Below are 327 nucleotides of genomic sequence, written 5' to 3'. Positions count from 1 at the left end.
GCAATTCTATCGCCTGGTCATTGGTGTCTTTGCGGCGGCCCCAGATGTTCGGATAGGCGCGCATGACGATGTCGTAGGCTCGCAGGCTGGTCGGCGGCTTGCGCTTGGCCAGCTCGATCTCCGCGCCGCGGATGGCCGGATGGATGGCGCCGGCCACTTGCGCCGCGATCCTGTCCTGGAATTCGAAAACGTCCTCGATCGCGCCCTCGTAGCGCTCGGACCACAATTGTGTTCGCGTCTCGGCATCGACCAGCTGCACGGAAATGCGCAGCCGGTCACCGCCCCGCCGTACCGTTCCTACGCCCACGTAATTGACGCCGAGTTCCC

At 64.5% G+C, this 327-nt stretch carries 1 pseudogene; it reads right to left on the bottom strand.

The features are described 5' to 3' along the window. Window positions 1-327, bottom strand: a pseudogene (locus tag EN850_RS34830) (hypothetical protein); the annotation flags it as partial.

The sequence above is a fragment of the Mesorhizobium sp. M8A.F.Ca.ET.207.01.1.1 genome (assembly GCF_004794715.1).
Classification (GTDB): Bacteria; Pseudomonadota; Alphaproteobacteria; order Rhizobiales; family Rhizobiaceae; genus Mesorhizobium.
The sequence above is the reverse complement of the archived record's forward strand: the minus strand, read 5'-3'. Positions and strand labels throughout refer to the sequence as shown.